General features: G+C 36.6%; 1 protein-coding gene and 1 pseudogene. Both read left to right on the top strand.

Annotated elements, in window-relative coordinates; all coding sequences use genetic code 11:
• A pseudogene (locus Q0605_RS04075) lies at nucleotides 1-751 on the top strand (pilus (MSHA type) biogenesis protein MshL); the annotation flags it as partial.
• Nucleotides 744-1,574 (top strand): ATP-binding protein, encoded by an 831-nt coding sequence (locus Q0605_RS04070; protein WP_005870282.1) that lies wholly within the window; start codon nucleotides 744-746, stop codon nucleotides 1,572-1,574. The pseudogene Q0605_RS04075 and the gene Q0605_RS04070, both read left to right, overlap by 8 nt.
• Nucleotides 1,575-1,613: the final 39 nt, after the last annotated feature.

The raw sequence follows: 1,613 nt of genomic DNA, 5'->3' as shown, positions 1-1,613 counted from the left end.
ATTTCAACTAGGATTTAATACCTATGTAGGTGGAGATCCGACTAAGCTTTCAGGCTATCACATAGATAACGGCAATAGAGGAAAGGCTAGCGATACTCACGGAACTTGGACCATAGGAGCTAATCTAAATTTCAATATCGACGGTTTGATTAACTTTCTAGAGACTAAAGGTAAAACCAAGATTATTTCAAGCCCTAAAGTAACTACGATGAATAATCAGCCTGCTATTATCTCCGTAGGTGATACTATTAACTACGTATTGAAATCTACTACTACAGGTGATTATCAAGGCGGAGATACTCAGTCGGATGATCAGTATTCGATCTTTGTAGGTATTCTTTTGAATATCTTGCCTGAAATTTCAGATGATAATAGGATTATGCTACGAATCAATCCATCTTTAAGTTCTCTTAAATATGCAGAAGATAATGTAAGAAAAGAAAACGGTAGAAGAGATATCGCACCTGATACTTTGCAAAAGAAACTCTCTAGTGTAGTTTGGGTAGATGATGGCGATACTGTAATTTTAGGCGGTTTGATTGGTGCAACTAAGTCTAAGAATAACACTAGGGTGCCTGTGCTAGCTGAAATTCCATTAATCGGAAATCTTTTCAAAAGTACTGCCGATGTTTTGAGCACGTCGGAGCTAATCTTCGTAGTAACTCCACATATCATCGACAATACCGGCGCGCCGCTTGCTACCTCTCTTAAAGAGCTAGGTTACTCAAAATCCATCTACGAAAATGAGTAATAATTATACGGCGATCAAGGAGATTTTTATCGAGGATAACGAAGTCTCAGACTTCGTTAATCTCGATAAATCGACCCTTGCTTATCATAAAATTTTAAATGCTTTGCAAAAGCCGTTAAAACTTATACTTTTCTACGGCAAACCGGGCTGTGGCAAGACATTTTTGCTTAATAAAATCAAGGTTGATCTTGAAAAAAAGGTAAGAGTCGTATTTGTACCGCAGCCGTTTTTTGATGAGAAAGAATTTTTCTTAGAGCTGTATTCGCAGATTTTTCATTCAACTCCTAGCGAGCCGATTGATAATTACGAGAATTTTATGCGAGTTTACAGAGAGAGATTTGGAATTTCTACTAACGTAGGGGCGGTAGAGCAGGTCGTTATTTTGCTAGATGAGGCTCAGCTGTATCCTGGGAATTTGATAGAAAAAATTCGCCTTATGGCAGATACTAGACTATTTAAATTTTTATTTACGGTTCATAAGACGGACGAGGAAGACCGCCTCGCAAAAGATTATTTTAAAACCAGAATTTGGGAGAGCATCGAGCTTCCTAATTCAAATTTAGGCGAAGTTAAGTTGTATATTGAAAAGAAGCTTGTGCTTCATGGATTTCAACAATACTATTTTATGTTTAGCGACGATAATTTCGATTTGATTTTAAATTTAACGGACGGCAATATGAGGAACATCAACAAGCTTATGTATAAGATGTATGAGCTTTTTGAGTATTACGAAGTAAATAAACCTACGGAAATTAGTTTTTCGCAGATTAATAATAAAATTATAGAGATGGCAGCGATAGGCTCGGGGATAATAAATGCTTGAATTTTACGAAGTAAACGAACTTGAGAAAAAATGGGAAGA

The organism is uncultured Campylobacter sp., assembly GCF_938017705.1.
Classification (GTDB): domain Bacteria; phylum Campylobacterota; class Campylobacteria; order Campylobacterales; family Campylobacteraceae; genus Campylobacter_B.
Note: the sequence above shows the minus strand (reverse complement) of the source record. Positions and strands in the feature narration are given on the sequence as shown.